The sequence below is a fragment of the Methylogaea oryzae genome, from assembly GCF_019669985.1.
Classification (GTDB): domain Bacteria; phylum Pseudomonadota; class Gammaproteobacteria; order Methylococcales; family Methylococcaceae; genus Methylogaea; species Methylogaea oryzae.
This window is the reverse complement of the sequence record NZ_AP019782.1, coordinates 1957353-1980628: the sequence shown is the minus strand read 5'-3', so window position 1 is coordinate 1980628 and position 23276 is coordinate 1957353. Positions and strand designations below refer to the sequence as shown.

General features: G+C 64.3%; 22 protein-coding genes. 19 read left to right on the top strand and 3 right to left on the bottom strand.

Annotated features, from left to right (window positions below):
- Positions 1–41 precede the first annotated feature (41 nt).
- The 9 genes from cysC (at position 42) to parC (ending at position 12110) form a co-directional block, all read left to right on the top strand.
- On the top strand, positions 42–710 hold the full coding sequence (gene cysC / locus K5607_RS08955) for an adenylyl-sulfate kinase (RefSeq protein ID WP_082411785.1): 669 nt from the start codon (positions 42–44) through the stop codon (positions 708–710).
- Positions 710–2125 carry a diaminobutyrate--2-oxoglutarate transaminase gene (locus K5607_RS08950; protein ID WP_221048845.1) on the top strand — a complete coding sequence of 472 codons (1416 nt, stop codon included), beginning with the start codon at positions 710–712 and terminating at the stop codon, positions 2123–2125. The genes cysC and K5607_RS08950 overlap by 1 nt, the downstream gene beginning before the upstream one ends.
- Positions 2126–2291: 166 nt before the next feature.
- Positions 2292–3539: a sialidase family protein gene (locus K5607_RS08945; protein ID WP_221048844.1), complete on the top strand. Its 1248-nt coding sequence runs from the start codon at positions 2292–2294 to the stop codon at positions 3537–3539.
- Positions 3540–3629: 90 nt separating this feature from the next.
- Positions 3630–3860, top strand: a complete 231-nt coding sequence (locus K5607_RS08940; RefSeq protein WP_221048843.1) for a hypothetical protein — start codon at positions 3630–3632, stop codon at positions 3858–3860.
- A gap of 56 nt (positions 3861–3916) precedes the next feature.
- A complete protein-coding gene (locus K5607_RS18245; protein WP_343222980.1) occupies positions 3917–4921 on the top strand; it encodes a TolC family protein in 1005 nt (334 codons plus the stop codon).
- Positions 4821–5342, top strand: coding sequence for a TolC family protein (locus K5607_RS18240; protein ID WP_343222986.1), 522 nt, complete (start codon positions 4821–4823; stop codon positions 5340–5342). Before K5607_RS18245 ends, K5607_RS18240 begins: the two co-directional genes overlap by 101 nt.
- On the top strand, positions 5326–6492 hold the full coding sequence (locus K5607_RS08930) for an efflux RND transporter periplasmic adaptor subunit (protein WP_425515791.1): 1167 nt from the start codon (positions 5326–5328) through the stop codon (positions 6490–6492). Before K5607_RS18240 ends, K5607_RS08930 begins: the two co-directional genes overlap by 17 nt.
- Positions 6489–9755 carry an efflux RND transporter permease subunit gene (locus K5607_RS08925; RefSeq protein WP_221048841.1) on the top strand — a complete coding sequence of 1089 codons (3267 nt, stop codon included), beginning with the start codon at positions 6489–6491 and terminating at the stop codon, positions 9753–9755. Before K5607_RS08930 ends, K5607_RS08925 begins: the two co-directional genes overlap by 4 nt.
- A gap of 120 nt (positions 9756–9875) precedes the next feature.
- A complete protein-coding gene (gene parC / locus K5607_RS08920) occupies positions 9876–12110 on the top strand; it encodes a DNA topoisomerase IV subunit A (protein WP_221048840.1) in 2235 nt (744 codons plus the stop codon).
- Positions 12111–12164: 54 nt separating this feature from the next.
- Here the strand turns inward: parC and K5607_RS08915 are convergent, their stop codons facing one another.
- Positions 12165–12371, bottom strand: a complete 207-nt coding sequence (locus tag K5607_RS08915; RefSeq protein ID WP_054773704.1) for a hypothetical protein — start codon at positions 12369–12371, stop codon at positions 12165–12167.
- A 180-nt stretch (positions 12372–12551) separates the two neighbouring features.
- Between K5607_RS08915 and K5607_RS08910 the strand changes: the two genes are divergently transcribed.
- From K5607_RS08910 to K5607_RS08870, 9 genes are all read left to right on the top strand, one after another.
- Positions 12552–14501 carry an MASE3 domain-containing protein gene (locus K5607_RS08910; RefSeq protein ID WP_221048839.1) on the top strand — a complete coding sequence of 650 codons (1950 nt, stop codon included), beginning with the start codon at positions 12552–12554 and terminating at the stop codon, positions 14499–14501.
- A gap of 3 nt (positions 14502–14504) precedes the next feature.
- Positions 14505–14948 carry a response regulator gene (locus K5607_RS08905; protein WP_054773707.1) on the top strand — a complete coding sequence of 148 codons (444 nt, stop codon included), beginning with the start codon at positions 14505–14507 and terminating at the stop codon, positions 14946–14948.
- Positions 14949–14973: 25 nt separating this feature from the next.
- Positions 14974–16074 carry a hybrid sensor histidine kinase/response regulator gene (locus tag K5607_RS08900; protein ID WP_221048838.1) on the top strand — a complete coding sequence of 367 codons (1101 nt, stop codon included), beginning with the start codon at positions 14974–14976 and terminating at the stop codon, positions 16072–16074.
- Positions 16071–16712, top strand: coding sequence for a response regulator (locus K5607_RS08895; RefSeq protein ID WP_054773716.1), 642 nt, complete (start codon positions 16071–16073; stop codon positions 16710–16712). The genes K5607_RS08900 and K5607_RS08895 overlap by 4 nt, the downstream gene beginning before the upstream one ends.
- A 358-nt stretch (positions 16713–17070) precedes the next feature.
- A complete protein-coding gene (locus K5607_RS08890; protein WP_054773710.1) occupies positions 17071–17433 on the top strand; it encodes a response regulator in 363 nt (120 codons plus the stop codon).
- 53 nt (positions 17434–17486) lie between these two features.
- Complete coding sequence (locus K5607_RS08885; RefSeq protein ID WP_054773711.1) at positions 17487–17726, top strand: hypothetical protein; 240 nt, start codon at positions 17487–17489, stop codon at positions 17724–17726.
- Between the two features lie 37 nt (positions 17727–17763).
- The gene (locus tag K5607_RS08880; protein WP_054773712.1) at positions 17764–17961 is read left to right on the top strand and encodes a hypothetical protein; all 198 of its coding nucleotides are present in this window, start codon (positions 17764–17766) and stop codon (positions 17959–17961) included.
- 56 nt (positions 17962–18017) lie between these two features.
- On the top strand, positions 18018–18437 hold the full coding sequence (locus K5607_RS08875; RefSeq protein ID WP_054773713.1) for a globin domain-containing protein: 420 nt from the start codon (positions 18018–18020) through the stop codon (positions 18435–18437).
- A gap of 31 nt (positions 18438–18468) precedes the next feature.
- Complete coding sequence (locus K5607_RS08870) at positions 18469–19377, top strand: NAD(P)-dependent methylenetetrahydromethanopterin dehydrogenase (RefSeq protein ID WP_054773714.1); 909 nt, start codon at positions 18469–18471, stop codon at positions 19375–19377.
- Between the two features lie 107 nt (positions 19378–19484).
- On the opposite strand, the gene K5607_RS08865 is transcribed toward K5607_RS08870, so the two are convergent.
- Positions 19485–19964: a DUF934 domain-containing protein gene (locus K5607_RS08865; protein ID WP_221048837.1), complete on the bottom strand. Its 480-nt coding sequence runs from the start codon at positions 19962–19964 to the stop codon at positions 19485–19487.
- Entirely contained in the window at positions 19951–21597 is a 1647-nt protein-coding gene (locus K5607_RS08860; protein WP_221048836.1) for a nitrite/sulfite reductase, read from the bottom strand. Before K5607_RS08860 ends, K5607_RS08865 begins: the two co-directional genes overlap by 14 nt.
- Before the next feature lie 277 nt (positions 21598–21874).
- On the opposite strand from K5607_RS08860, the gene nhaD reads away from it, so the two are divergent.
- Complete coding sequence (gene nhaD / locus K5607_RS08855; protein WP_246598996.1) at positions 21875–23236, top strand: sodium:proton antiporter NhaD; 1362 nt, start codon at positions 21875–21877, stop codon at positions 23234–23236.
- The last annotated feature ends 40 nt before the right edge of the window (positions 23237–23276 follow it).

The following is a 23276-nucleotide window of genomic DNA, read 5'->3' as shown; positions in this document are numbered from 1 at the left end:
GGCGCGACTCAATCATCCTCAACCACTTTAAGGAGCAAACGGTGAATACGGATATCGTGTGGCATCAATCGGCGGTGGCTCGCCAGCAGCGGGAACGGCAGAACCGCCATCGCAGTTTCATCCTGTGGTTTACCGGGCTGTCGGGCGCCGGCAAGTCGACCTTGGCCAACCGGGTGGAGGAGCTGCTGTTCCAGAACGGCTGCCGCACCTACGTGCTGGACGGCGACAACGTCAGGCACGGCTTATGCCGCGATCTCGGCTTCAGCCCGGACGAGCGGCGGGAGAACATCCGCCGCGTCGGCGAGACGGCCAAGCTGTTCATGGACGCCGGGGTCATCGTGCTGACGGCGTTCATTTCGCCTTTCAGCGAAGACCGGGACATGGTGCGCGCCCTGGTGGAGTCGGGGGACTTCATCGAGGTTTACTGCAATACGCCGCTGCACGTGTGCGAGCGGCGCGACACCAAAGGCCTGTATCGCCGGGCCCGGCGCGGCGAGATCGCGGATTTCACCGGCATCTCCTCGCCGTATCAGGCACCGCTGAGCCCCGACCTGGAGGTGCCGACCGGCCGCCGGGGGCTGGAGGAGTGCGCCGCCATGGTCGTGGGTTTTTTGGCGGAGAGGGGCAAAGTGCCCGCCTTCGGCGGCCTGGCGGCGAACGCCGTCTCGGTCGGGGATCGGCAATCGAACCATGCGGAGATGTCGTCGTGATGCAAAGTATCGTTGAAGTGGAAGCGGAAAGCCCCGGCGTCGCGGACGAGGCCTGGTGGACGGCGGGGAACGGCGGATTGGCGCCGGTCCCGCGGGAAGACAACGCCTATTACCTGGGGCGGCAATCGGCGCGCGAGTCCAACGCCCGCAGCTATCCGCGCCGCTTGCCGCTGGCCTTGAAGCAAGGCCGGGGCATCCACGTGGAGGACGCCGACGGACGCCGCTACATCGATTGCCTGGCGGGAGCCGGCGCCCTGGCCCTGGGGCATCACCACCCGGTGGTGGTGGAGGCGATTCAGCAACTGCTGGCGGACGGCACGCCGTTCCAGACCCTGGATTTGACCACGCCGGTGAAGGACGCTTTCGTGGAGGAACTGTTCGCGTGCCTGCCGCCGGACTTCGCCGCCAACGCTCGAATCCAGTTCTGCGGGCCGTCGGGAGCCGACGCCGTGGAGGCGGCGCTGAAGCTGGTGAAGACCGCTACCGGCCGCCGCTCGATCCTGGCGTTTCACGGCGCCTACCACGGCATGACCCACGGCGCGTTGAGCCTGACCGGGGAAATCGGCCCGAAAGTCGCCGTGGCCGGCCTCATGGGCGAAGTGCATTTCCTGCCGTATCCCTATTCGTACCGCTGCCCGTTCGGCCTGGGCGGGCAAGACGACGGCCGCATCTCGGCGGCCTACATCGAACGGCTGCTCAACGACGGCAACAGTGGTATCGCGCCGCCGGCGGCCATGATCCTGGAGGCGGTGCAAGGGGAGGGCGGCGTGATTCCCGCACCGGACCGATGGCTGCGCGACATCCGCCGCATGACGCGGGAGAAAGGCATTCCGCTAATCGTCGACGAAATTCAGACCGGCGGCGGCCGCACCGGCAAGATGTTCGCTTTCGAGCACGCCGGCATCGAGCCGGACGTGCTGGTGTTGTCCAAGGCCATCGGCGGCGGCTTGCCCTTGAGCGTCGTGGTCTATCACAAGGACTTGGACCGTTGGCAGCCGGGCGCCCACGCCGGCACTTTCCGCGGCAATCAGCTGGCCATGGCGGCGGGATTGGCGACCTTGCGCTTCGTGCGGCAGCAGCAGCTGCACCGCCACGCCGACCGCATGGGCCGATGCCTGATGGAGCAGCTGCGCCAGATCCAGGCCGGCGCGCCGGAGTTGGGCGACGTGCGCGGACGGGGGTTGATGATCGGGGTGGAGGTGGTGGACCCGGTCGGTGGGCCCGGAGAACGCCCGCCCCAGCGCGACTTGGCGCGCCGCATCCAGCAGGAATGCCTGGCGCGCGGCCTGATTCTGGAACTGGGCGGGCGCCAAGGCAGCGTGGTGCGCTTTTTGCCGCCGCTGATCGTCGACGCCGACGACATCTACCGCATCGCGGCCATTTTCGCCGACGCCGTGGCCGCGGCGCGCGGCTGAGCCGCCGCTTATCCGGCCATCGCGACTTCGCCGTTCGGCCTCCCGTTTGCGGGAGGCGTTCATGCCGTCCCGCCCGGCTTGCAGAGGCGTTCGCGCCGATTGCCCCAGCGCCTGGGTTGGAACTGGCATAATTGCCGCCGAAACGCAAAGCCCAACGGTGCCCAATATGAGCCACAGCCTTCCTTTCGCACGCCTCGTGCTTCGCCGGTGCAGTCTCGTCCTGGCTTGTCTCGCCGCCGGCGCGTCCTGGGCGGCCGGCGGCGGCGTGGAGGAAATCGAGACGCCCGCGGCGGCCAATTCCCAGCAGCACCGTCTCGGCCATACGGCGGACGGCAGGCTGATCCTGAGTTGGGTCGAAGTGGCCGAGGGCCGCAGCAGCTCCCGCTTTTCCGTGCGGGACGGCGACCGTTGGACGGCGCCGGCGACCGTGGCCAGCGTGCCGGGCAAGTTGGCCGCGCCTCCGGTGGTGATGGGGCTGGCGGACGGCGCGTTGGCGGCGGCTTGGATGTCGTACGTTCCCGGTTCCACCGATCGCACCTCGGCCGAAATCCGTCTGGCCCGTTCGGCCGACGGCGGGCGCACCTGGAGCGAGCCGGCGCGGCCTTACGGCGACGACGCGCGCGTTTACGACGCGCAAATGTCTTTGGCGGCGCTGCCGGCCGGCCGGCTGGCGCTGGTGTGGACCGATAAGCGCCACGTCCAGGCGGAGGGCGCCGGCCACGCCGAGCATTCGGAACATGCCGCGCATGCCCAGCGCTACCAGCTCATAGCCACGGTCATGGACGCGGCCTTGCGGCCGGGGGAGGAAATCACCCTGGACAGCGATGTGTGCTCCTGTTGCCGCAGCGACACGGCGGCCCAGGGCGGCGAACTGGTCACCGTTTACCGCGACCACGCCGGGAGCGAGGTGCGGGACATCGCCGCGGCGCGCTGGAATCCCGCCGGCGAGGTGCGTTCCGGGCCGGTGCACGTGGACGGCTGGGTGCTCAACGGCTGCCCCAGCAACGGCCCGGCGGTGGATATGCGGGGCGCGCAAGCCGTGGTCGCCTGGTTCACCGCCGCCGACGGCGCCGGGCGGGTGCGGCTGGCGTTCTCCTCCGATGCCGGCGCCAGCTTTGGCGATCCCATCGAAGTGGACAGCGAAGCGGTCGGCTACGCCGACACCGTGCTGCTGGAGGACGGTTCAGCCATGGTGAGCTGGCGCGGCCGCAACGGTCCGCAGGAAGAGCTGAGGGCGGCGCGGGTGGCGCCCAACGGCGCGGTGCTCGGCCGCGTCACGATCTACCAAGGCGGTTTCCCCAATTGGCCCAGCAAGTACCCCGAATTGGAGCGGGCCGGCGGCAAGGCGTACGTCGCCTGGACCGATCCCCTGCTCAAACGGGTCCGCTTGGTCGCCGTATCCATGGGCGACTGAATCCGCAAAAAAGTTGCCGGCCGGGTGAGGGATTTGCCCCGTTCGAACGTCTTACTGTTTGGAAGGACTCATTAAGACAAGGTCGAGGCCATGCAACTGACGCAAAACTCCGCCATCCCGGCGCGAACTCCCGGCAAGAAATCCCCAGCGGCGCCGGCGTTTCCCTCGTCGCGCTATTTCCAGATCCATTTCGAATACCTGCACGAGATCATCGGCGGGTTGCAGCTGCACCTCGCCGAAACCAACCAGCGCATGGCCGTCTTGCAGCAACGCCTGGACGCCCTGGCCGACCACGGCGAGCGCGATGCGGCGCAGCCGTAGCGCGCTCGCCGGCGCGCCGCGCCTCCCCTCGATAGGGCTGGCGAACGGGAGCGCGTTTGGGTCTTAACCGCCGTTTTTTCGTCGGCCCGGTCCGGTTGCTGGGGGGCTTGCCCTGCGCTCTGTTGTGGCTGGCGGCCTGTTCGCCGGCTCCTGAGCGGGACGCGTTCGGCCTGGCAGGCGAAACGCCGGCGGCTTGGACGGCGCTTTCGGGCGCGGCCGCCCGGGACGCCGTCGAACCGTGGCTGGCGGACTACCGCGACGAAACCCTGACCGCCCTGGTGCGCGAAGCGCTGGCCGGCAATTTCGACTTGAAGACGGCGGCGGCGCGGGTGCAGGCGGCCCAGGCCCAGGCCCGCATCGACGGCGCGGGGCGCTTGCCGCAACTGAATTTCGCTCCCCGGTTCCAGGAAGCCTCGGTTAACCCGCTACGCGGCGGCAGTCCAAGCGCCGGCGACCAGCGCGACGGGGGTACCCAGCTGGCGTTGCCGTTCAACCTGAGCTGGGAGCTAGACGTGTGGGGGCGCATCGGCGCGGCCCGGCAAGCGGCCGCCTGGGAGGCGGAAGCGGCGGCGGCCGACTTGGCCGGCGCGCGCCTGTCCCTGGCGGCGCGCACGGCGCAGGCTTATTTCGAGCTGACCGAGGCGCGGCTGCAGTCCCAGGTGGCGGAACAATCCAAAAACGACCACCGCACCGTCGTCGAATTGGTGCGGGGCCGCTACGTCCGCGGCCTGACCCGGCCCCTGGACCTGCGTCTGGCGTTGACCGACCTGACCAACGCCGAAGCGCAGCTGGCCCAGGCGCGCAACCGCGTGCAAGGCGTCGGAGGTGTTGTTGGGACGCTATCCGGCGGCGGCCTTGGCCGGCGCGCCGGACCTGCCCGCGCCGCCGCCGGCGGTGTCCGCCGGCCTGCCGTCGGCATTGCTGGAACGGCGTCCCGATTTGGTCGCCGCGTTCGAGCGGCTGCGATCGCTGGACTCCCGTTTGGAAAGCGCCCACAAGGCGCTGCTGCCGCGCGTCACCCTCACCGCCGGCGGCGGCACCAGCGGTTCGGCCTTGGCTGACTTGGCCGACCCCCGCGCCGCCGCCTGGAACCTGGCCATGGGCTTGGCCCAGCCGGTTTTCACCGGCGGGCGTCTGCTGGCCGACATCGAGTTGAGCGAAGCGCGGGTCGCGGAAGCCGTCAACCGCTACCGCGACACGGCCCTCAACGCCTTCCGCGAGGTGGAGCAGGCGCTGGCCGCCGAAGCGTGGCTGCGCGGCCAAGAGGCGGCCTTGCGTGAAGCGGTGGCGCAGACCCAGGCCAGCCGCAAGCTGGCGGTCTATTCCTACCGCAACGGTTTCATCGAGATACTCACCCTGCTGGACAGCTACCGCAGCACTTTGAGCGCGCAAAGCGCGCACTTGGCGGTCAAGCGGCAACTGCTCAACAACCGCATCGACCTGTATTTGGCCCTGGGAGGCGATGTTGAAGCGCGACGATAACCGCGCCCGGCTGAAAACGCTCCTGCCCGCCGCCGTGTTGCTGACCGGCGCGGGGCTGGCCGTGGCCATGGTTTCCGGCCGGCCGGCCGCGCGGCCGGAACCCCCGTCACCGCCCGCGCCGCTCGCCGCCGTGGTGCGGGCCGTGCCCCACACGCTGCGTCTCAATGTGGCATCCCAAGGCGTGGCCGCGCCGCGCATGGAAATCGATCTGGTCCCGGAAGTGGCGGGCAAGGTGCTGCGTTTGCATCCCGGATTGGCGGCGGGCGGATTTTTCGCCGAAGGCGAGGTGTTGCTGGCCATCGATCCGCGCGATTACGACTACGCCATCGCCGACGCCCGGGCGCGCCTCGCCGAAGCCCAGCGGCAGCTGGCCTTGGAAGAGGCCCAGGTGGAACAGGCGCGCAACGAATGGCGGGCCCTGGGGGAGGGGGAACCGACGCCGCTGGCCTTGCATCTGCCGCAACTGGCCGAAGCCCGCGCCAAGCTGCTGGCGGCGGAGGCGGACATGGCCAAGGCCGGCTTGCAGCGCGCCCGCTGCGAGTTGAAAGCGCCTTTTTCCGGCCGCGTGCGGGACAAGCACATCGGCTTGGGGCAATACGTCCGGGCGGGCGACAAGCTGGCGCGCATCTATGCCACCGACTTGGCGGAAATCCGCCTGCCCTTGGCGGCCGAGCAGCTGGCCTTTGTCGATTTGCCCTTCGGCAACGGCGCGGGGGAAGGCGGAGCGGCGGTGACGCTCAGCGCCGATTTCGCCGGCGCCATGCGCCATTGGCAAGGCCGCATCGTCCGCACCGAAGGGGCGTTGGTCCAGGCCAACGGCCAGCTTTACGCCGTGGCCGAAGTGCGCGAGCCCTATGCCGGCCAACCGCCGTTGCTGGCTGGCTTGTTCGTGCAGGCCGACATCGAAGGCCGCCGGCGCGACGACGTGTTCGTTTTGCCGGCGGCGGCGGTCAACGCGTCGCAGCAAGCGCTCATTGTCGACGGTGAGGACCGCCTGCGCCGGCGCCAACTGGAAGTGCTGCGCAACGAACCGGGACGGGTCCTGGTGAAAGGCGGCCTGGCCAGCGGCGACCGGGTGGTGACCGGCGGCATCCAGGTGCCGGTGGAGGGCGTGAAGGTGCGGGTGGAGGAGGTTGGAGAAGCGCGATGAATCCCGCCTTCAGCCCCCGGTCGCAAGCCTCCGGCCTGATTCCCTGGTTCGCCGCCAATCCGGTGGCAGCCAACCTGTTGATGCTGCTCATTCTGCTGGGCGGCGCCGCGGCGCTGGCCGGCGTGGAGCGGGAGGTGTTTCCCCGCTTCAGCCCCCATCAACTGCTGGTGACCGCCCGTATGCCCGGCGTCGGCCCCCAGGAAATCGAATCGGCGGTGTGCGTGCGCATCGAAGAGGCCATCTACAACGCACCGGGCGTCAAACGGCTGAAGACGGAAATCGTCCAGGACCAATGCCGAGTCAAAGTGGCCGTGTTGCCCGACCACGACAAGGAAGCGGTGATGGCGACGGTGCGGGGCCGCGTCCAGGCGATTCCTCGCTTGCCGAAAGAGCTGGAGCAAATCGAGGTGGAGCCGGCGTCCCGCGCCGACGACGACGGCGTCATCTGGGTCGCCTTGCATGGCCGGGCCGATCCCCTGGCGCTGCGCCGCCTGGGCGACCGCGTGCAGGAGGACCTGTCCCGCATCGACGGCGTCACCCAAGCCCGCAATTACAACGAAACGCCTTACGAAATCGCCATCGAGGTGTCGCCGGCCAAGCTGCGCCAGTTCGGCCTGTCCTTGGGCGAGGTGGCCCAGGCCCTGCGGCGCATGTCGCTGGACTTGCCCGGCGGGGTGGTGAAATCGCCGGCCGGCGAGGTGCTGTTGCAAGTCAAGGGCAAGGCCGGCGACGCGGAGGCCCTCGGCCGCCTGGTGTTGCGCAGCGGCGCCAACGGTGCGGTGCTGCGCTTGGGCGACGTGGCCGCCATCCGCGACGGTTTGGAGGAGCGCGAGAGCGATTGGCGCCACAACGGCGAAACCGGCCAGGGCTGGGAAGTCCACGCCGAGCACGACACGGTGGACGTGGCGCGGCGGGTCAAAGCCTACGTGGAGGACATGGGCAAGCGTTTGCCTCCGGGTATGGCGATCGCCACCTGGTGGGACGATTCGGTCGCCTACGACGAGCGCATCCGTACCTTGGTGGAAGACGGGGTGAGCGGTTTCGCGCTGGTGTTGGTGGTGCTGACGCTGTTCCTGCGCCTGCGGGTAGCGTTCTGGGCCGGCGCCGGCATCCTGACTTCCCTGTTCGGCGCGTTTTGGTTGATGCCGGCGGTGGGCGTCTCCCTCAACATGCTGTCGCTGTTCGGCTTTTTGCTGGCCATGGGCATCCTGGTGGACGACGCCATCATCGTCGGCGAGGCGGTGTACAGCGAACAGGCGGGGGGGCGGAGACTGGAAGCCGAAGCGGGGGAGGGGGATACCGACGACTCCGGCTCGGCGTTCCCCCCCAGCCTCCCGCCTCCCGAGTCCAACCTGCAAGCCACCGTGCGCGGCGTGCAATCGGTGGCGGTGCCGGTGGTGTTGGCCGTGCTGGTGGCGCTGGTAGCGTTCCTGCCGGGGCTGTTCCTACCCGGCTGGGCCGGCCAGATGATGCGGCCGATCTGTTTGGTGATGATCCTCACCCTGGTGTTTTCCCTGGTGGAGGCCCTGCTGATCCTGCCGGCGCACTTGGCCGCGCCGTCCAAGGCGGGCGGCGAGCCGTCGCGGCTGGACCGCCTGCGGGACCGGCTCAATGCCGGCCTGGACGGTTTCGTCGTGCGCCACTACCGGCCGTTTCTGCTCAAGGCGCTGGATTGGCGCGGCGTTACGGTCGCCCTGTTCCTGGTGTTGCTGATGCTCAGCGCGGCGCTGGTGGCCGGCGGCCGGGTGCGCCATTCGCTGCGGGCGGACGTGACCAAGGACACTTTCTGGGTGATGCTGGAAGTGCCGCCCGGTTCGCCTTACGGCGATATCCGCCAGCTGGCGGACCGCGCCGAACGCGCCCTGTTCAAGCTGCGCGACGAAATGGACGCCCGGCTGGAGCCGGGCCGCAGCATCATCGTCAACGTCGAAACCCTGGTCTGGGAGCGGGGCGCCGGACTGTGGGTGGAATTCTCGCCGGACGGGCGGCAAAAGGTGGCGGTGGAGGACTTCGTCCGTGCTTGGCGGGAGGGCATCGGCGACATCGGCCGCGGCCGCATCGACTTCCATTACAAGGAGGGCGACGACACCGCCTACGATTTGGAGCTCGACCTGGCCGCCGCCGACCCGGCGGTGCCGAGCGCGGCGGCGGAGCGGCTCAAGCGCGCCCTGGCAGCCTATCCCGGTGTGTTCGACGTGATGGACACGGCCGAGCCGGGCAGGCCGGAGGCGCGTTTGGCGTTGAAACCCGGCGCCGAGCGGTTGGGCCTGCGCCTGGAGGACTTGGCGCAACAAGCCCGCGCCGGCTATTTCGGCGAGGAGGTGCAGCGTTTGCAGCGGGGCCGCCAGGAGGTGAAGCTGATGGTGCGATTGCCGCTGGAGGAGCGCCGGTCGCTGGAGCGCTTGCGGGAACTGCCGGTGCGCCTGCCCGACGGCGCCTTGGCGCCGCTGGGATCGGTGGCGGACGTGACCCTGCAGCCCGGCTACGCCAAACTGGTGCGGCAGGACCGCCAGCGGGTGCTCAAGGTGCAGGCGCGCGTGGATCCGCAGCGGCTGGACGCCAACGCTTTGTACGCCGAGCTGGAAGCGGGCGAGTTGGAGAGCCTGCGCCGCGATTTCCCCGGCCTGGACCTGGAAGTGAGCCAGGAACGCCAGGACGAGGAGGCCATGGGCTCCACCTTGGCGCGCAACACGCTGATATCCCTGCTGGTGATCTACGCCCTGATCGCCGTGCCGTTCCGCTCCTACCTCAAGCCGCTGATTTTCCTGCTGGCCGCTCCCGTCGCCTGGAGCGGCGCCGTGCTGGCCCACTGGGTCGCTGGTTTGCCCCTGTCCATGGAATCCCTGGTGGGCATGATCGCCGCCAGCGGCGTGGTGGTGAACGACAGCCTGGTGTTGCTGGACTATATCCGTGAAAGGGATAACGGGATTGGAGAGCAGGCCGCCGGCAATGTTGTCGGCCGCGTCTATGCACCATCCATGGCCATGGACCCCGGCATTCCCGGCCCCAGCCCTTCCAGCGCCAACCTCCAAGTCTCCGAGCTGATCCTGGCCGCCTGCACCTCCCGCTTCCGTCCCATCCTGCTGGCCTTCCTCACCAATTTCGCCGGCTTCCTGCCGACCCTGCTGGAGACCAGCGTCCAGGCCCAATTCCTCATCCCCATGACCTTGTCCCTTTCCGCCGGCCTGCTGGTCGGCATGGCCGCCAGCCTGGTGTTGACGCCGGTGTGTTATGCCTTGTTGGAGGAGGGGAAGGCTCTGTGACGAGGGCAGGCCAAAGCCTAGCCGGTTGGCGTTTTTCCGTGATATGCGGCGTGCTGGTCGCCCGCCGCCGATACCGCCATAATGTAGCGCTTACGAACCGTTAGGATCCAATCCCAGCCCATGAACACCGTCGTCGCCCACGAGCGCCTGCCACTCAAGGATTTCACCGAAAAAGCGTATTTGGACTATTCCATGTACGTCATCCTCGACCGCGCCTTGCCCCACGTGGCGGACGGGTTGAAGCCGGTGCAGCGGCGTATCGTCTACGCCATGTCGGAGCTGGGGCTGTCGGCCCAGTCCAAGCACAAGAAATCCGCCCGTACCGTGGGCGACGTGCTGGGTAAGTACCATCCGCACGGCGACAGCGCTTGCTATGAAGCCATGGTGCTCATGGCTCAGCCGTTCTCCTACCGTTATCCCCTGGTGGACGGCCAGGGCAACTGGGGCTCGCCGGACGATCCCAAGTCCTTCGCCGCCATGCGCTATACCGAGTCGCGGCTGACGCCCTACGCGCAGAGCCTGCTGTCCGAACTGGAGCAGGGCACGGTGGACTGGGTGCCCAATTTCGACGGTACGCTGGAGGAACCGGTGATGCTGCCGGCGCGGCTGCCCAACGTGCTGCTCAACGGCGCCACGGGCATCGCCGTGGGCATGGCGACGGACATCCCGCCCCACAACCTGCGCGAAGTGGTGGCGGCCACCGTGCATTTGCTGGACCACCCCGAGGCCAGCGTCGCCGACCTGTGCGCCCATGTGCCGGCGCCGGATTTCCCCACCGAGGCGGAAATCATCTCGCCGGCCAAGGATTTGGCTTCTCTGTATACGACGGGTTCCGGTTCGGTGCGGGTGCGCGCCCGTTATGAATTGGAAGAGGGCAATATCGTCATCACCGCGCTGCCTTACCAAGTATCCGGCGCCAAGCTGCTGGAGCAGATCGCGGCGCAGATGCAGGCCAAGAAGCTCCCCATGGTGGAGGACTTGCGCGACGAGTCCGACCACGAAAGCCCGACGCGGCTGGTGATCGTACCGCGCGGCCGCAAGGCCGACGTCGAGCCCCTGATGTCGCACTTGTTCGCCACCACGGACCTGGAGCGCACCTACCGGGTCAACATGAACATGATCGGCTTGAACGGCAAGCCGCAGGTGAAGGACCTCAAGGGCATCCTGTCCGACTGGCTGGCGTTCCGCACCCAAACCGTCACCCGCCGTTTGCAGTACCGCCTGGACAAGGTGCTGGCGCGGCTGCACGTGTTGGAAGGCTATCTGATCGCCTTCCTCAACATCGACGAGGTGATCCGCATCATCCGCTTCGAGGACGAGCCGAAACAGGAGCTGATGGCGCGCTTCGGCTTAACGGACATCCAGGCCGAAGCCATCCTGGAACTGAAGCTGCGCCACCTCGCCAAGCTGGAGGAAATGAAAATCCGCGGCGAGCAGGACCAGTTGGAGCAGGAACGGCAAACGCTGGAAGAAACCCTGGGTTCGCCCGCCAAGCTGCGCGCCCTCATTAAGGGCGAGCTGCAGCAGGACGCGGAAAAATACGGCGATGCCCGCAGATCGCCGCTGGCCGAGCGCCAGGCGGCCCAGGCCATGGTGGCGGCGGAGCTGGTGAGCAGCGAGCCGGTCACGATCGTGTTGTCGGAAAAAGGCTGGGTGCGCGCCGGCAAGGGCCACGAGCTGGACCCCGCTTCGCTGTCCTACCGCTCCGGCGATGCTTATCTGACCCATGCCCTCGGGCGCAGCAATCAGCCGGCTTATTTCTTCGATTCCACCGGCCGCAGCTACACCCTGCCGGCCCACGAACTGCCCTCGGCGCGCAGCCTGGGCGAACCGCTCACCGGCAAGCTCAATCCGCCGCCGGGCGCCGTTTTCCGCGCGGTGCTGGCCGGGGGCGAGGAGGACTGGTACTTGCTCGCCTCCGACGCCGGCTACGGCTTTTTGCTGCAATTGGGCGAGCTCAACACCAAGATCCGCAACGGCAAGGCGGTGCTAAGCCTGCCGGAAGGCAGCGGCGCCATGGACCCGTTGCGGGTGGGCGATCCGCAAGCGGACTGGCTCGCGGCGGCCACCGCCCAGGGGCGCTTGCTGGTGTTCCGCGCGGCGGATTTGCCGGTGCTGAGCCGCGGCAAGGGCAACAAGCTGATCGACGTGCCGGTCAAGGACTTCAAAGCCGGCCAGGACAAGCTGGTGGCGGTGGCCTGTGTGCCGGCCGGCAAAGGCCTGCGGGTGTTCGCCGGCAGCCGGTCGGTGCTGTTGCAGCCGGCCGACCTGGAGCGTTTCCACGGCGAGCGGGCGCGGCGCGGCGCGGCCTTGCCCAAGGCGGTGGCGCGCGCGGTGCGGTTGGAGGTGGTTTGAGCGCTGACCGCTCTCTCACGCGCAGGCCGACAAGCCCGGCCTGCGCGTGACGGCCTAGGCTTCTTGCGTATTCCAGCGACTGGCGCGCTGTAATACGCTCAGGTCGAAAATCGATTCGCACAAACGGTTATTCTCGAACCATACGCATAATGCGGCGGTATCGTCGGCTTGGCCTAGCGCTTGGTTCCATGTGGCGTATACATACATGAGCCGTTGGTCGTCGTTGGTAACGACGACGTCTCCCTTGCCTATGTTCGACATACTGATCCGCTCCCTCTGTGTTTTTTTATTTTTAGCGCGCGGTCGAGACGCAATTCTATAAAGGCGGCCGGGAGGCATGTCAAGATAAATTTAGAAGGCGAGGGGAGCGCCTCGCCCATGGCGGAATAAGCCGATACCGGTTTATGATTGGCCTTTATGGCATAACAACAATGCGGCCGGGTGAAAAAGGTATTTCAGGTTGATTGGGACTATGGACTGGTCATCGGCGCGGCGTTGCTGCTGCTGCTCGTCGACCTGACCCAAGCCCACACGCCGTTCGAGCAGTTGGTGGTTTTTCTGCCGCTGCATACCTTTATGGAAATCTTTGCGCTGGTGGTGGCCTGCCTGATCTTCGGGGTGGGCTGGCACGCCTACAGCGAAGAGCGGTCCGGCAATACCATTCTTCTCGCCTGCGCCTTTCTGTGCGTGGGATTGCTCGATTTCGCCCATACCCTTTCCTACAAGGGAATGCCGGATTTCGTCACTCCGGCGGGGCCCGATAAAGGGATTTTTTTCTGGCTGGCGGGACGTCTGTTGGGAGCCGCCGCGCTGTTGACGGTGAGTCTCTATCCATGGAGACCGTTCCGCCGACCGCAATCTCGTTACTGCCTCCTCGTCGGTTTTCTCCTCTTTACCGCGGCGATTTATTGGGTAGGGCTTTATCACCCGGCTTGGATTCCGCCCATGTTGGTGGAAGGGCAGGGCCTGACCCCGACAAAAATCGGACTGGAATACTTGGTCATTACTTTGCTGCTAATGGCCGCATTGGGTTTTTTCCGGACGAGATCGGCGCAAACCGAAACGCGCGGATTACTGGTGGCGGCGAGTATCTCGGTACTGAGCGAGTTGTGTTTTACGCTGTACGTGAATGTCAGCGACGTTTTCAACCTGCTCGGCCATATCTACAAAGTCATGGCCTATGCGCTGCTGTATCGAACCATCTTTGTCGGCAGCGTGCGCGCGCCTTTCATCCGTTTGGCGGTTTCCCGCGACGAGATATGGCAGGAAAAGGAACGGGCGCAAATCACCCTGAAGTCCATCGGGGACGCGGTCATTACCGCCGACGTGGACGGCCGGGTGGAGAACATGAACGACGCCGCCGAAGCGCTGACGGGCTGGACCCTGGCGGACGGCGCGGGCCGCCCGCTGGAACAGTTGTTCCCGCTGGCGGACGACGACGTTGCGACGCGGGAAAATCCGGTCAAGCGCTGCCTGCGGGAGCTGCGGGTGATCGCTATCGCCGACAACGCCCGGCTCGGCGCCAAGTCGGGGTCGATCGTGCCGGTGGAGGGGTCGGCTGCGCCGGTGCTGGACCGACAGGGGAGGCTGATCGGCGTGGTGTTGGTGTTGCGCGACATCAGCCAGCACAAGCAGTTGGAAGCGCAATTGCGAAACCTCAACAGCGAACTGGAACAGCGCGTGTCGGAGCGGACGACGCAGTTGCAGGCGGCCAATCGGGAGCTGGAAGCGTTCAGCTATTCCGTTTCCCACGACTTGCGCGCCCCCCTGCGCAGCGTCAACGGCTTCAGCCAACTACTGTTGAGCCATTGCGCCGAAACCCTGGACGACAAGGGGCGGGACTATTTGCGGCGGATATTGGCGGCGACCCAGCGCATGGGCGATTTGATCGACGGATTGCTGCAATTGTCCCGGCTGGGCCGCGGCGAGCTGCGCAGCAGCCGCTGCGATCTGAGCGCGATGGCGCGAGCGGTGGCCGACAACCTCCGGCAAAGTGCGCCGCAGCGGCGGGTGGAGTTCGTCATCGAGGACGATTTGTGGGCCGACGGCGACCGGGGATTGCTGCAGGCGTTGTTGGAAAATTTGCTCGGCAACGCCTGGAAATTCACCGGCCATACGGAAAACGCCCGCATCGCCCTGGGCGCTTGCTCGGTGGACGGTAGGCGCGTGTATTATGTGCGCGATAACGGCGTCGGCTTTAAACAAGAATACGCGCATAAGCTGTTCGCGCCGTTCCAGCGCTTGCACGACGACAGCCAATTTGAAGGCTCCGGTATCGGTTTGGCCACCGTTCAGCGCATCATACAGCGCCATGGCGGCAGCCTATGGGCCGAGGGCTCGCCGGGGATCGGCGCGGCCTTTTATTTCGAATTACCTGGTAACCGGGAATAGACGATGTTCTATAGAGCGAAGCGGATGTTGTTGGTGGAGGACAACGCTGACGACGAGTTGCTGGCATTGCAGGCGCTGGAGTGCAATCGGGTCGACAGCCAGGTGGACGTGGTACGCGACGGCCAGGAGGCGTTGGACTACCTGTTCGCTGAAGGCCGATTTGCGGACCGCCAGGGCGCGGCCAATCCCGATGTGATACTGCTCGACATCAATTTGCCCAAAATCAACGGCCTGGAAGTGCTCAAGCGCATTCGTGCCAATGCGGCCACCCGCATGGCTCCGGTTGTGGTGCTGACCTCGTCGACGGAGGACAGCGATGTCAGGGAATGTTATCGCCTGGGCGCCAATAGCTACATCCAGAAGCCTGTGGATTTCGGCGAATTCATCAAAGCGGTGGGCAATATCAGCAATTACTGGCTTCGGTATAACGAATCGCCGCGCGTTTGAGCGCAAGGGTTTCGAGCGCAAGGTTATGGAGAACTCACGCATCATCAACGCTTTGCTGGTGGAAGACAGCGACGACGACGCCACGCTGATCGCCGAGGAGTTGGCGGCCGGCGGCTACCGCGCCTCGATCCGTCGCGTGCAAACCGCCGAGGAGCTCAAGGCCAGTCTGGAGGATGGCCAATGGGACATCGTGTTGTCCGATTACAACCTACCGAGTTTCAACGCCGTGGACGCTTTGTGCGTGGTAAAGGCGTGCCGTTTGGACATTCCTTTCGTGGTGGTGTCGGGCCATGTCGGCGAGGAAACGGCGGTCAGCCTGCTCAAGCTCGGCGTGCACGACTTCGTCGCCAAACACAACCTGGCGCGGCTGGTGCCCGCCGTCGCGCGGGAAATTCACGAGGCCCGTTGTCGCGAGGAGCAACGCCGCGCGGGGGCCGAACTGATCGAATCGCGCCAGCAGTTGCGCGACCTGTCCAACTTCCTGCAAAGCATGCGCGAAGACGAAAGGGCGCGTATCGCCCGCGAGCTGCACGACGATTTGGGACAATCGTTGACCGCCTTGAAGATGGATATGTCTTGGCTGAAAAAACGCTTGCCGGAGGAACAGCCGGTTTTGACGCAGAAAGCCGACGACATGCTCAAGCTGATCGACGCCACCGTGGAGTCCGTCCGCCGCATCGCCGCCAATTTGCGGCCGGGCCTGTTGGACGACCTGGGGCTGGCTGCCGCCATGGAATGGTTGCTGGAGGATTTTTCCAAGCGACACGGCGTCGCCTATGAGCTGACTATGAACGAGGACGAGCTGGATCTGCCCGAATGCCTCGCCATCACCGTGTTCCGGGTGATTCAAGAGGCCCTGACCAACGTGGCTCGCCATGCCATGGCCAGTAGCGTGCGCGTCTGCCTGGAGCGCGGAGAGGAATCGATCCAAATCGAGGTGCGCGACAACGGCCGCGGCTTCGATTTTCGGGCGAAACGGCAGCAAAAATCCTACGGGCTGCTCGGCATCCAGGAACGGATAGCCGCCCTGGGAGGGCGCTTCGCCATCGAAAGCGAAGTGGGACTGGGCACGGCGGTGCGCATAGAGCTGCCGCACTCGGAAGATAGGGCGGAGTGCGCCGCATGATCCGTTTGCTCATTGCCGACGACCACGCCATCGTCCGCAACGGTTTGAAGCAGCTATTGGCCGAAACCACCGACTTGCAGGTCGTCGACGAGGCGGACTGCGGCCATGCCGTACTGGAAAAAATTCGCAACCACCAGTACGACATGCTGTTGACGGACATGTCCATGCCGGGACGCAGCGGCTTGGAACTCATCAAGCAGGTCAAGGCGGAAGCGCCCAAACTGCCCATCCTGGTTCTCAGCATGCACCAGGAGGAGCAATACGCCATGCGGGCCTTTCGCGCCGGGGCGTCCGGGTACCTGTGCAAGGACAGCGCCACCACCTTGCTGGTGAGCGCCATCCGCAAGGTGGCCACCGGCGGCCTCTACGTCAGCCCTGCGGTGGCGGAAGGCTTGGCGCGCCGGGCCGGCGGCGGCGACCAGGAAACCCAGCTGCACGAACAGCTCTCCGACCGGGAGTTCCAGATCTTCCAGCTCATCGTCGCCGGCCGCGCCTTATCCAGCATTGCCGACGATTTGTCGTTGAGCGTCAAAACCGTCAGCACCCACAAAACCCACATCATGCAGAAACTGCAGTTGAGCAACGCGGCCGATCTGGTGCGTTACGCCATTAGGCACGGTTTGGTCGAGCAAGCCTGACTACCCCTCTCCCTTGTCGTTGCGCCGACGTCGTCGGCATTTTCCCTCGCTCCCTTTGCCAGCCCGGCGCCGGCCGGATTTCCGCCATAGGAAAATTCCTATAGCGGCTCGGCGTATGCCTAACGCCGAATCAGGCCGTTCCGATAGTTTTTCCCGCTTCCGTACGCCATTCTTTCCACCATCGGAAAGCCGCCGAAATTACGCCGTCCCGATTGATATATACGGGAAATAATCCGTGCCGGCGGTGATTGACGGTAGGAGTTTTCCTAGCGATTTAATCAGGGTGTTCCGATGGTATCGCGGCGACTTTTCCCGCACGCTATTCATCAACGACCGACAACAAGACGGCTAAAGCGCAATGCAGATTTTAGTGGTAGACGATTCTTTCGTCATTCGCGCTCGTCTTGTGGCGGCCATCGAGCAAATGGGACAGTTTCATACCGTATTGGAAGCCGAGTTGATCGAACAAGCGCTGGAGCGGTTTTACGCCATAAAGCCGGATGTGGTGATCGCCGACCTGGGCAAACAAAACCGCCGGGGATTAATCCAGTTGGCGAAGTTGCGGCAGGGTTTTCCCGGCGCTTATATCGTGGCGGCGGTCAACGCGTCCGGGCAGTGCCTCAAGACCAAGCTTATGAGCAAAGGCGCGGACGCGGTGTTCGATAAGACGCTGGAATACGGCGCCATGCTGGAAGCTTTGCAAGCATTGTTGGCCGATTGAGCCAGAACGGCGCGTAAGCGGATTACGGATTAATAGCGGGAGGGGGAGTAGCCATGAAGGTCTTTCTATGTCGCAAGCAATTGGGCTTGACCACCATGTCTTGGTGCTTGCGCAAATGCCAAAGCCCGGAGGGCGGGGCGTCTTATTGCAGCGGTTGTCCGGTATTAAGCGCCGGGGCGACGCCCAGACTCTATTCGATTGACGAGCTGTGTTGCACGGAAATGCTGGAGGAATACAAGCAGATGGCCAATGCAAAAGACGAGATGACGAGTGGTTTCGCGGTGGGCTGTTAAAGCCCGCCAATAAGATGTTCAGCCAAGGAGAAAAGCCATGAGCGATGCACTAACCATGATCGAGCGGATATACGACAGCGGTAAACGGTGCCCTTTTACCGGCGATTTTGTCGATAACTTCCACTTCTATTTTTTGAACCTTGCGCAGCGACTGCCGCAAGCCGCCGCCAATAGATCGACGGCCGATGCGGCGACGGACGTATCGGAGCCCCGGAACGGCTGGGACCCCAGATAAGAAACCGTTAAAGATATTGCCGATTATAAACAACACAACGACGAGAGAGAGTAGTTATGAGCGATGCACAGCGTTTGCGCGATTTGGTCGACAAAAGTTATGAACGATGCCGTATGACCGGCACGTTTCCCGACGATTTTTATTCGATTTTCCTGCCGAGTTCCCCCAAAGTGACGGGTAAATTCGCCTCGACCAATATGATCGAGCAGAAAAAGATGTTGGATCACGGTATTCGGCACTTGATACTTTTCTACCATGAGCCGAACTCCATCACCAGCGCCAAGATGGTGGAGCTTGGGGAATCTCACGCGCGTTCGGGCATGAATATCGAGCCGGAGCTTTACGATTATTTTTTAGAAGCGCTGTTGGCCGCGGTAAAAGAAAACGATCCCCAGTGCAGCGACGAACTGCTCGGCGCTTGGCGGGAGGTGGCCAGCCACGGCATTTCCGTCATGATCTCCATGTGGGACGACTGAGCCGGCTAAAAACAATTATCGAGGAAGAATCATGTCTAAACGTACCGTGCTTTATATGCTGGACCCCATGCCGCACAACAGCCCATTCGACATCAATATGGCGATAGACGCCGGTTTCGATATCGTGCTGCCCTTCAACTCGGTGAAGGGAACGGAAATGAATGGATTGACGCAGGACGCGATTTTCTCCCGCGGCCCCGAGGGCACTAAAAACACCGGCATTTTTATCGGCGGCCGGGATATCGGGCTGGCCATGGAAATGCTGGAAATTTCCAAGAAAGCCATGGTGCCGCCGTTCCAGGTGTCGGTGATGGCCGATCCCAGCGGTGCGTTTACCACGGCGGCGGCCATGGTCGCCATGGTGGAGAAAATGCTGAAGGAAAAACACGGCTTCGACTTAAACGGCGCCAACGCCGTGGTATTCGGCGGCACCGGACCGGTGGGCCTGGCGACGGGCGTATTGGCCGCCTCGTGCGGCGCCAACACCACCATCGTCGACCATGCGTCCCTGGATAACGCCTTGGACAAGGCGATCACCTACGGCCAGCTGTTCGACGTGCAACTGGAGGGCACTTGCGCGGCTTCCGAGGCGGACAAGGCGCATTTGCTGCACAACGCCGACGTGGTGTTCTGCACGGCGAAGGCGGGGGTACAGGTATTGAAAGCGGCCGTTTTGGCCGAGGCCGGGAAACTGAAAGTGGCGGCCGATGTGAACGCGGTACCGCCCCTGGGGATCGAAGGGCTAAAGCGCACGGACTGCGGCACTCCCCTGAAACACGCAGCCAACAGCGCCGGCGCGGTGGGCATCGGCGCGCTGGCGATCGGCGATTTCAAGTACAAGCTGCAACACGCACTGCTGAAGGACCTGTTGCGCGGAGACGGCGAGCCGATGTTCGTAGACTTCCGTGAGGCGTTCCAAATGGCGCGTAAGCTGCTGTAAGCGCCTCGCCCCCCATTATCTGAGCGCGGTTTGGCGACTGCTATCGGATGGCCGCACGTCGGCAGAAGCTCGGGCACTGGTGACAGTGCCCTTTTTTTGTGCGCGCTTCAGCGACGGCGGTAGATGGGCAGCGGTTCGTCCTGGGAGGCTTGATAGCGAACGGTGAAATCGTTCAAGCCCGGCAACAGCTGCTCCGCGCTAACCAGCGTGGATTCGAAAGCGTTGCAACCTACCCGGTGCAGGAAGAACACCTGATCGCGAACGAAATGGCCGTAGGCGCGCAGCTCGCCTTGGTAGCCGTATTGGTCGCGCAGCAGCCGCGCCACCGAGAAGCCGCGTCCGTCGGTCATGCCGGGAAATTCGATCACCAGCAAAGGGAATTGCCCGGCGACGGGGCCGAAAGCCTCCAGCGGATCGGCGCCGGTGAGGCGCACCCCCAAGCGGCCTTCGCGGCTTGCCAGCGCGGCGCCCTCGGCGGCCCAGCGGCCGTAGGAGACGGTGACGTCGCCCTGTGCCGGCGCGGGCTGGTCGTCCGCGAGGTGCTGCCAATGATCTTCCGCCAGGCGGCCGTCCTTAACGATTTGCATAGACTTGCTCCTTGAATGGGGCGATACCGAGACGCTGCACGGCCTGCAGGAAGGTTTCTTCGTCCTGGCGCTGCTCCACGTAGGTTTTGACGATGGTCATGACGGCGTCGGCCACCTCGCTTTTCGGCACCGACGGTCCCAAGCGCTCGCCGAGGGCCGCTTCGTTGCTGGAAGAGCCGCCGAGGGTGATCTGGTACCACTCTTCGCCGTGCTTATCCACGCCGAGGATGCCGATATGGCCCACGGTTTGGTGGGCGCAGCCGTTCATGCAGCCGGAAATATTGATGCGCAGCTCGCCCACGTCGTACAGATAATCCAGGTTATCGAAACGGTCGTAGATGTCCTTGGAAACCGACAGGGATGCCGCGTTGGCGAGGGAGCAGAAGTCCAGTCCCGGGCAGCAGATCATGTCGGTGGCCATGCCAACGTTGGGCGAGGCGAGCTTGAGGGTAGCCAACCGTTGCCACAGATCGAACAGGTCGCGTTCCTGCACGTCGGCCAACAGCAGATTCTGCGTATGGCTGCTGCGCACTTGGCCGAAGCTGTAGCGGTCGGCCAAGTCGGCCACGGCGTCCAGCTGGCGATCGGTGATGTCGCCCGGGGGCGCATCCGGGGATTTTAAGGAGACGTAGACGCCGCGATAGCCGGGGGCCTTGTGGGCCACGGTGTTGTGGCGCAGCCAGCGGCTGAAGTCGGCGTTTTTCTGGGTCAGCGCCGAAAGATCGGCGCCGGCGTCGCCGGCATAGGGCGGCGGTGCGAAAAACGCGCTCACTCGGTCGATTTCTTTTTGCTCCAGCACCAAGCCGTCGCGGATGCGCAGCCACTCTTCCTCCACTTGGCGGCGGAAGCTGTCCATGCCTTCCTCTTTCACCAGGATCTTGATGCGGGCTTTGTATTTATTGTCGCGGCGGCCGTAGCGGTTGTAGACGCGCAGGATGGCTTCCAGGTAAGACAGTAAATGCTGTTTTTCCAAATGCGGACGAATCACCTGGCCGATGATCGGCGTGCGGCCCAGGCCGCCGCCCACCAGGATTTCGAAAGCCACCTCGCCATCGGCTGCGCGCAGCACGTGCACGCCGATGTCGTGCAGCTGGGTGGCGGCGCGGTCTTTCTGCGAGCCGCTCACGGCGATTTTGAACTTGCGCGGCAGGAAAGCGAACTCCGGATGCAGGCTGGACCACTGGCGGATGATTTCGCAATAAGGCCGCGGATCGACGATTTCGTCCGGGCTGATGCCGGCCAGATGGTCGCTGGTGACGCTGCGGATACACGAACCGCTGGTCTGGATGGCGTGCATTTCCACCTGCGCCAACTCCGCCAGAATATCGGGCACCTGCTCCAGCTTGGGCCAGTTGTACTGGATGTTTTGCCGGGTGGTGATATGGGCGTAGCTTTTGTCGTAGGCGCGGGCGATGTGGGCCAGCTTGCGCAATTGGCGCGAAGAGAGCAGGCCGTAAGGAATCGCCACCCGCAGCATGGGGGCATGGCGCTGGATATACAGGCCGTTCATGAGCCGCAGGGGACGGAACTGGTCCTCCGTCAATTCTCCGGCGAGAAAACGCCGCGTTTGGTCGCGGAACTGGGCAACCCGCTCGTCGACGAGGGTTTGGTCGTATTGGTCGTACTGATACATGCAAAACTCGCAAGGCGGCTTCAAGGCCAAGCCGGTTGGCCGGGGCCGCATACTATAAGCGCTAGAGGCCGCGAAGAAAATTGCCAAAAATGCTAGGGTTAGGCCTGAATCGCATAATCCGCTCGGGCATCGGCGGCATAGAGCTTTAACTCTGGGGGAGGAAGTCCCTATAATAGACGCATTTTGCACACGCCGGAGCCGCGAATACGGTTAGTCCCTGAAGCGCACGGCGGGGTCTTGCAGTGAATTCACTTTAAAACAACAAGAGGGCACCGCTTTGTTACGCGCAATCTTTTTACTCCTACCCCTGCTGTTACTGCCGGAGCTATCCTGGGCTTCGGAGGAAATGCAAAACCTCGGCCTGACCGGCATGCAGCGCGGCATCTACTGCGTGCTGATCTTCATCATCGCCTACGCCTTCGTAATGGCGGAGGAACACACCCACCTGCGCAAATCCAAGCCGGTGATCATCGCCGCCGGCATCATCTGGGCCCAGGTGGCCTGGATGGCGCAGTCGGTCGACGTGCCGGTGGAAAAAGTGCACGAAGTGTTCAAGCACAACCTGTCGGAATACGGCGAGCTGCTGTTGTTCCTGCTGGTGGCTATGACCTACATCAACTCCATGGCCGAACGCAACGTGTTCGAAGCCCTGCGTTCCTGGCTGGTAAGCCGTCGCTTCGGTTACCGCAAGCTGTTCTGGATCACCGGCGTCATCACTTTCTTCCTGTCCTCGGTGGCCGATAACCTGACCTCGGCGCTGCTGGTGGGCGCGGTGGTGATGGCGGTGGGCGCCAACAGCCCGGCTTTCGTGGCGCTGGGCTTCATCAACCTGGTGAGCGCGGCTAATGCCGGCGGCGCCTTCAGCCCCTTCGGCGACATCACCACCCTGATGGTATGGCAGGCGGGCAAGGCGGAATTCTTCGACTTCTTCGAATTGTTCATCCCGTCCGTGGTCAACTTCGCCGTGCCGGCGGCCATCATGCACTTCGCTATTCCCGACGAAGCGCCGCTGGAAACCGACGAAGGCTTGGTGGAAATGAAGCCGGGCGCCATCGTGGTTTGCGGCCTGTTCGCCCTGACCATCGTCGCCGCCGTCTGCTTCAAGCAGTTCCTGCACCTGCCGCCGTTCATGGGCATGATGGTGGGCCTGTCTTTCCTGATGTTCTTCGGTTACTACCTGAAGATGACCTACGGCACCCATGAAGAGCATTTCGACATTTTCCGCATGGTCAGCCTGGCCGAGTGGGATACGCTGCTGTTCTTCTTCGGCGTGGTGTTCGCCGTGGGCGGCCTGGGCTACATCGGCTACCTGGAACTGGCTTCCGCCGCCATGTTCGACGGCCTCGGCCCCACCACCGCCAACATTCTTATCGGCTTGCTGTCGGCCATCGTCGACAATATTCCGGTGATGTTCGCGGTACTGAACATGAACCCGGACATGGGTACTTACCAATGGATGCTGGTGACCCTGACCGCCGGCGTTGGCGGCACGCTGTTGTCGGTGGGTTCCGCCGCCGGCGTGGCGCTGATGGGCACTTCCAAGGGCATGTACACCTTCTTCAGCCATTTGAAGTGGACCTGGGCCATCGCCGCCGGCTACGCGGCCTCCATCGTCACCCACTACTTGATCAACGGCTAAACGCCGCGGATCGGCAGTCAAGGAAACGCCCGGCTTCGGC

Coding starts and splice junctions, on each gene's coding strand:
- K5607_RS08895 (WP_054773716.1), top strand. CDS start 16,071: ATGATCCGTTTGCTCATTGCCGACGACCACGCCATCGTCCGCAACGGT.
- K5607_RS08885 (WP_054773711.1), top strand. CDS start 17,487: ATGAAGGTCTTTCTATGTCGCAAGCAATTGGGCTTGACCACCATGTCT.
- K5607_RS08950 (WP_221048845.1), top strand. CDS start 710: ATGCAAAGTATCGTTGAAGTGGAAGCGGAAAGCCCCGGCGTCGCGGAC.
- K5607_RS08945 (WP_221048844.1), top strand. CDS start 2,292: ATGAGCCACAGCCTTCCTTTCGCACGCCTCGTGCTTCGCCGGTGCAGT.
- K5607_RS08925 (WP_221048841.1), top strand. CDS start 6,489: ATGAATCCCGCCTTCAGCCCCCGGTCGCAAGCCTCCGGCCTGATTCCC.
- K5607_RS08900 (WP_221048838.1), top strand. CDS start 14,974: ATGGAGAACTCACGCATCATCAACGCTTTGCTGGTGGAAGACAGCGAC.
- K5607_RS08880 (WP_054773712.1), top strand. CDS start 17,764: ATGAGCGATGCACTAACCATGATCGAGCGGATATACGACAGCGGTAAA.
- K5607_RS08915 (WP_054773704.1), bottom strand. CDS start 12,371: ATGTCGAACATAGGCAAGGGAGACGTCGTCGTTACCAACGACGACCAA.
- K5607_RS08860 (WP_221048836.1), bottom strand. CDS start 21,597: ATGTATCAGTACGACCAATACGACCAAACCCTCGTCGACGAGCGGGTT.
- K5607_RS08940 (WP_221048843.1), top strand. CDS start 3,630: ATGCAACTGACGCAAAACTCCGCCATCCCGGCGCGAACTCCCGGCAAG.
- K5607_RS08890 (WP_054773710.1), top strand. CDS start 17,071: ATGCAGATTTTAGTGGTAGACGATTCTTTCGTCATTCGCGCTCGTCTT.
- K5607_RS08870 (WP_054773714.1), top strand. CDS start 18,469: ATGTCTAAACGTACCGTGCTTTATATGCTGGACCCCATGCCGCACAAC.
- K5607_RS08905 (WP_054773707.1), top strand. CDS start 14,505: ATGTTCTATAGAGCGAAGCGGATGTTGTTGGTGGAGGACAACGCTGAC.
- parC (WP_221048840.1), top strand. CDS start 9,876: ATGAACACCGTCGTCGCCCACGAGCGCCTGCCACTCAAGGATTTCACC.
- K5607_RS08865 (WP_221048837.1), bottom strand. CDS start 19,964: ATGCAAATCGTTAAGGACGGCCGCCTGGCGGAAGATCATTGGCAGCAC.
- K5607_RS08875 (WP_054773713.1), top strand. CDS start 18,018: ATGAGCGATGCACAGCGTTTGCGCGATTTGGTCGACAAAAGTTATGAA.